Consider the following 5,809-nt stretch of genomic DNA (forward strand, 5'->3'; position numbering starts at 1 on the left):
GTTCTTCTATTTTACTAGAAAATGGTGGTCTTTTTTAATAACGTGCATCGTTTATTTTCCATACTAGTCCCCGCCCTTCAAGGAGATAGTGTATGGAAATAGTAAAGGAATATTTGATTCAAATTCAATGGAATGGACCTTATACTTTTGAAGATCTTTCTTCTTTACAGAACGAAGAAACAGATTATGGAATTTATCAGATTTATGGTAAACACATTGTCTATGGTGAAAATGCCTTATTATATATAGGGCAGTCTAATCAACAAACATTTGGAACTAGAATCAAGCAACACTCATACTGGTTTGAAGATGACTTTTCCATCTATGTTGGGAGATTGAGTGGTTCACATACTTCAACAGATGATATTTGGGCTGATGATGAAATTAATTTGGCGGAAAGTTTATTAATCAATGTTCATACTCCAGCATATAATACCATGAATACTAACACTATTAATTATTCAAAACTAGAACATGTACATATTCTAAATCTGGGACAGTACAAGAATCTCCTCCCAGAATTATCTGGTATTAAATGGATAACCAAACTATACCATCCGGATGATATTTATAGATACATATGGGAAGATAAATAAAAACAATTGATTTTTTTATGAGGCACTGGGGACAGTCCCCACCCTTTAACCGTAAGAATTAGGAGCATTCCTGTAATGAAAAAGAGATATATAATACTGTCGATTATCACATTAGCTATTTTAATTGTCCCGATATTTATAACAACAAATTATTTTTTCAATCCAATAACCTTTGAAAATGATGCAATAACTAATCGGTCTTGGTGGCATTATAAAAAACCTATAACAATTGAATTTAACAATCAACAAACAAATGAAAAGCATAAGTTTACTGACCAAGAAGACGTTACATTTATATTTAAGAAATTAAAAAATTCTCCTAAAGCCAATGTGGATGACAATTATATCGCTCCAATTGGAGAGGAAGGTAAAAATTTCACACCGATTGCAAAGATAAAAATTAGAAGTAACCAAAAAAATTTAGGTGTATTTTTTGTTTATACACAAAAAGTATTTAAAGTATCAGGGAGAGAAGGACCACCTGAATACTACAGAATCACATCTGATCTGTGGAATTTCCTTAATAAAGGGTAAGGTAACATTGTTGGTATTCAATCATCTATATGCTTTCTAGGGCAGGTTGCGAAATAAAATCATATTGACATTTAAATAAAAGTTACAACATTGGAGAGTTAATCAATGAAAAAGATTTTTTTCTTAATAATTTTGACCGTCGGTGTCTTACTAGGAGCTTGTACCAATGATGATACTCATTCAGACCCGGGTCAAGACCCTCACTCACCATTGCAGTATGGTACTATTGGAAGTCTTGATAGTGAAAAAGGGGTAGTGATTGCTATTGGTACGAAAGGTTCCGAAAAAATAAAAATAGATGATGTATCCGTTAATAATGATAAACAGCCAAAGACAGTTAAAATGCAAGTCAGTGATCCGAGGAAAGGATTTATTATAACAGATACATTTGACAAAAAAATTAAATCAAAATATGGCGTTAAAAATGTAAAAGAAGTTACACTTCAACCACATACGTCGCCACAAAAGCAATTGGAACGATCTAACAAAGATCATTCCAATGAAAACATTGTTTCTTATGGATTAAGCGTCGTGCATGACAAACCCATCCATAAGGTAATGATAGATTATCGTTATTCAGAGGAATCGTTTGAAAAAACAATCCAGATTAAAGAAATGCCAATTCGGGAAAAGTGAAAAAATCATCGGGCACTGGGGACTGTCCCCACCCTTTGTAAAAAACTTCTTTTAACTTCTCGGGCAAGTGATATAATGGAAACATGCAATAATCGCGTTTTCCTCAAGGGAGGTCGGCGCATTCCTGTCGGTTGTAGTGCTTTACGATACGCTATAACGGAAGGGGGTGTTGCCCATGTCTGTTTTTGAGACACTGGTTCTAATGATCGCTTTCGCAACACTCGTTTTAACGGTTACAGACCAGAAAAAATAGACCTCCCTGAGTTTAGCAGCCGGGTGAGGTCTATTCCTTGTTCGCGCTGACCCCTCTTGAAGGGTAGCGATTCATTGCTGACCGAAGATATTATCGTATCTTCAGTCTTTATTAGTTTATGCTTTTTTCTTGTCTCTATGTTTATTATAACACGAAAAAACGGTTTGCAAACAAAAAATATGATTGTTTTTGTTAGCTTTTTCAGGTACTAGGGACAGTCCCCACCCTTCAAAAGATGTTGAAGGACTAAAGAAGTGAAAATAAATTAACGTGCACAAATATTGATTTCGTGGTATAATGAACATAGAAAAATTATAAGTGCATACACTAATAAAGACCGCCCATGCTGTTACATGGAGCGGCCAATAGACCGAACCCCAACAAGAGGGGCTAGGCAGCACAAGGAAAAATAATCCCTCGGCGCGCAGCGAACGCATGTGAGGGGTTATTTTTTATGGTTTTTGTCAGACATAATAAACGCCACCAACATCCCGAAGGATATCATCAGCGTCAGTGCACTAACAATGTCCATTGGTAAGCACCTCCCTCCCTGGGAAGTCTCCCAACGAAGACTAACGGCAGGTCGACAGTGCCACCAAACCCCTCATGCGAAGCCAGTCTATTATATTTTAATATAACATATTGCTATCATTTATACTGTAATGAATGAAGAACTTTTTGGTTCTCTATTAATTTATTGACAAGGAATATAAAATCATTGTTCAATAAATGGATACGTTTGGCTTACGAGCCGTTATCTAACTATACGCAATCGGGCGCTAATCAGGAATAAAGATTCGCGCCAATGCTGCATTAAAGGCCATATTATTGAAGGTCGTTGGAGTAGGAGGTTATGTAGTGCTAGTCTTAATTGTCGGAGTTATATGTGCTTTCTTATCAGTATTATCAGCCATTTATGCCATTCGTGCTATTATTGATGAACAGTATAAACATAACTTCTCAATACTTGTTTTTCTTTCTGCCATATTTGCGGCAGGAGCCTATCTTATTTCACTTATTACCAATTAATTTTATCTTAACGGGGGCTTATCCTTAAGGTTATTTTAGACGAGGCGATGAAATGGATTGGTCATTTTGGATCGCAATAATTATTTCATTAGCAGTGTTAAATACTATGCCATTAACGGACCAGATTGGTGAAGTTTCATAACTATTAGAGGGGGGATATTATGTCTGTGATGGGTTGGATAGCAATTATTTCGGTATTATTAACTATTTCTAGTTTTTATTTTGCTCTATCCTTTATTGAGAGTCTACATAAAAATGATGAGAGAATTACTAAGCAATCAAAAACAGCTGCTATTATTTGTTTAGGGATAGCTTTAATATTACCAGTTATATTTAGCTTTTTATAAACACTAACTATACTACAAAAGGGCGCGGTAATCTAATAAAAACCGTGCCATATTACATACAAGGGCCAGATAATTGAAAAACAAGTTAACTGTTTTATAAATAGAAATGCCTTCCTGCTTTGTCATATACACAAAACGGGAAGGATTTTTTTGATGTTTTTGAAAGAAAGGTTAAGAAGTATAGTTTAAAACAATATTTATTTATTGATTTACAATAAAAATACTGATAAAATTTAGATAATCGGAAAAGGTGGGTTGTATTATGAAGTGGAAAACAACATTTTTAAAGGCGGCGGTCTTTTTCATTGGCATCATTGTTCTGGTTTTGTGTATATTTTTAGTGCCTTGGATGGCAGAGGAAATGGCAAAAGACTACCCTAAGTATGCTTATTTAAAATTGCCAGTTCTTTTGGGTGTATATCTGACAATGATCCCCTTTTTTCTGGCACTGTATCAGTCCGTCAAATTGTTGAGCTATATTGAGAAGAAAATTCCCTTCACGAAAAGTACTGTAGCCGCTTTAAGGCATATCAAGTATTATGGAATTGTAATTATGGTTTGTGATGTATCGGGGTTGTTGTTCCTTTTCTCACAGGACGCTGTACAACCAGGAGTTTTTCTTTTAGGTTTTGCGATTATTTTTGGATCTATTGTGATTTCAGTTTTTGCTGCTATTCTACAGGAACTAATAAGAAGTGCATTGGCAATAAAAGAAGAAAATGATCTGACGGTCTGAGGTGAGGAGATGGCAATTATAATCAATATTGATGTGATGTTAGCCAAAAGAAAAATGAGTGTAACCGAACTTTCGGAGAGAGTGGGAATCACAATGGCTAATCTTTCGATTCTGAAAAACAGCAAGGCTAAAGCCATTAGATTATCAACCTTAGATGCAATATGTACAGCATTGGAATGTCAACCTGGTGATATTCTGGAACATAGAGATGACTAAGGACAATTTGAATTGATATTTGTACGTTAAGTAAGATTATCAGAAAACAATTTTGGTACTCGTTCCAGAAACGGGCGCTTCGTATTATGAGGTCAATCGGAATTTATTTTCCGGTTGATCATTTTAATGGTTTAATAGAGGTAGCCGGAGGAGAACGCACGGGCGCGTGGGACTTGAATTGATCCCGTCCGCAAAAATGTTCGCCCTCTACTTACAGAAACATGGGTGAGGCTGGTTGGGACATCTTCAGATGATCTCGTATAACAAGCGAAGATATGACACTGTAGGGGAGTTAGAGGCTGCCGGTAAATATATGATAGGGGAAGTGATTAATAGATGAATCCTGTCATTGGGCTGGATGTAGCGAAAGAAGAAAGCCAGGTCCAAGCTTATTTACGGAAAAAGAAGCCCTACAAAAAGAGCTTCAAGTTTAAGCATAATACCCAAGGATTAGAAAGGCTATCTGCTTTTTATCGGGAGGTTGAGCAAGCAAGTGGAACCTATCCGACAATCATCCTGGAGTCAACAGGACATTATCTTTCCCGAATATAAAAAAGTATTTGGATCGATTTATTCCAATGTTTCATTGCATATGCTTCTGGATTTCCCAACACCGGGATCCGTATTAAGTGTAGGCATTGAAAAATTGGCGGAATCCATTAAATCTTACTGCCATACGAGATCCTATTCATGGGCATTAAACAAGGCAACACGATTACATGAAGCAGCTTTAATGGATCCTTTCCAAGAAGCGCTTTATCATAGTCCGATTATTAGCCTGAAAATGTACATCAAACTGTTATTTGAATATCAAGAGCACCTTTCCGTCTTGAAACACGAGATAGATGATCAGGCAAAAAAATTGGACGACTATCATTTAATTCAATCCATTCCGGGTGTTGGAGACAAAATTGCCGCCACAATATTGTCTGAGATCGGTGAGATTGAACGATTTTGTCATCCGAAGAAATTAGCTGCATTTTCTGGGGTTGATCCCAGAGTCCATGAGTCAGGGAAATTTAAAGCAACGCAAAATCGTATGACTAAACGCGGCTCAAGCAAGCTTCGTCAAGCTTTATATACCGCTGTACTATGTGGATTGCGCAAATCACGTAATACCAAACTTATCGCTTATTATCAAAGCAAGCGAGAAGAAGGGAAACCACATAAAGTCGTGATGGGAGCTTGCATGAATAAACTGATTCATTGGATTTTTTACATGCTTAAACGAAAAGAAGCATTTGTAGAAACATAAAAAAACAAATAACCCACCCATAGCCTAGCAAGCATTAGGGTGTGGTTATTTTTTCTGCATCTATGCAAGCTGCCTTCCCTTAAAGGCTATTGCACTAAACCGTTTGGTGTGACCGCACCAGACAGTTCGTTCGTATTTAGAAGTGATTTGTTTAGTCTTGTCCCGGCCCCCTTTTTGTCGACTTTTCTAGGATAAAAGTGAATCACC

At 36.5% G+C, this 5,809-nt stretch carries 8 protein-coding genes and 1 pseudogene; all 9 read left to right on the top strand.

Annotated elements, in window-relative coordinates:
- Positions 1-92: 92 nt before the first annotated feature.
- The 9 genes and pseudogenes from ABDZ72_RS08765 (at position 93) to ABDZ72_RS08800 (ending at position 5,602) form a co-directional block, all read left to right on the top strand.
- Positions 93-596 carry a hypothetical protein gene (locus ABDZ72_RS08765; RefSeq protein ID WP_343752434.1) on the top strand — a complete coding sequence of 168 codons (504 nt, stop codon included), beginning with the start codon at positions 93-95 and terminating at the stop codon, positions 594-596.
- Positions 597-671: 75 nt separating this feature from the next.
- On the top strand, positions 672-1,130 hold the full coding sequence (locus tag ABDZ72_RS08770) for a hypothetical protein (RefSeq protein WP_343752435.1): 459 nt from the start codon (positions 672-674) through the stop codon (positions 1,128-1,130).
- Positions 1,131-1,235: 105 nt separating this feature from the next.
- A complete protein-coding gene (locus tag ABDZ72_RS08775; protein ID WP_343752436.1) occupies positions 1,236-1,766 on the top strand; it encodes a hypothetical protein in 531 nt (176 codons plus the stop codon).
- A gap of 175 nt (positions 1,767-1,941) precedes the next feature.
- On the top strand, positions 1,942-2,019 hold the full coding sequence (locus tag ABDZ72_RS14425) for a putative holin-like toxin (RefSeq protein WP_425542366.1): 78 nt from the start codon (positions 1,942-1,944) through the stop codon (positions 2,017-2,019).
- Positions 2,020-2,877: 858 nt separating this feature from the next.
- Complete coding sequence (locus tag ABDZ72_RS08780) at positions 2,878-3,048, top strand: hypothetical protein (protein WP_343752437.1); 171 nt, start codon at positions 2,878-2,880, stop codon at positions 3,046-3,048.
- A 161-nt stretch (positions 3,049-3,209) separates the two neighbouring features.
- Positions 3,210-3,395, top strand: a complete 186-nt coding sequence (locus ABDZ72_RS08785; RefSeq protein WP_343752438.1) for a hypothetical protein — start codon at positions 3,210-3,212, stop codon at positions 3,393-3,395.
- A gap of 262 nt (positions 3,396-3,657) precedes the next feature.
- Entirely contained in the window at positions 3,658-4,131 is a 474-nt protein-coding gene (locus tag ABDZ72_RS08790; protein WP_343752439.1) for a DUF2975 domain-containing protein, read from the top strand.
- A 9-nt stretch (positions 4,132-4,140) separates the two neighbouring features.
- Entirely contained in the window at positions 4,141-4,347 is a 207-nt protein-coding gene (locus tag ABDZ72_RS08795; RefSeq protein ID WP_343752440.1) for a helix-turn-helix domain-containing protein, read from the top strand.
- 336 nt (positions 4,348-4,683) lie between these two features.
- Positions 4,684-5,602: pseudogene (locus ABDZ72_RS08800) on the top strand (IS110 family transposase).
- Positions 5,603-5,809 lie beyond the last annotated feature (207 nt).

Source organism: Lentibacillus halophilus, assembly GCF_039522485.1.
GTDB classification, from domain to species: domain Bacteria; phylum Bacillota; class Bacilli; order Bacillales; family Amphibacillaceae; genus Lentibacillus; species Lentibacillus halophilus.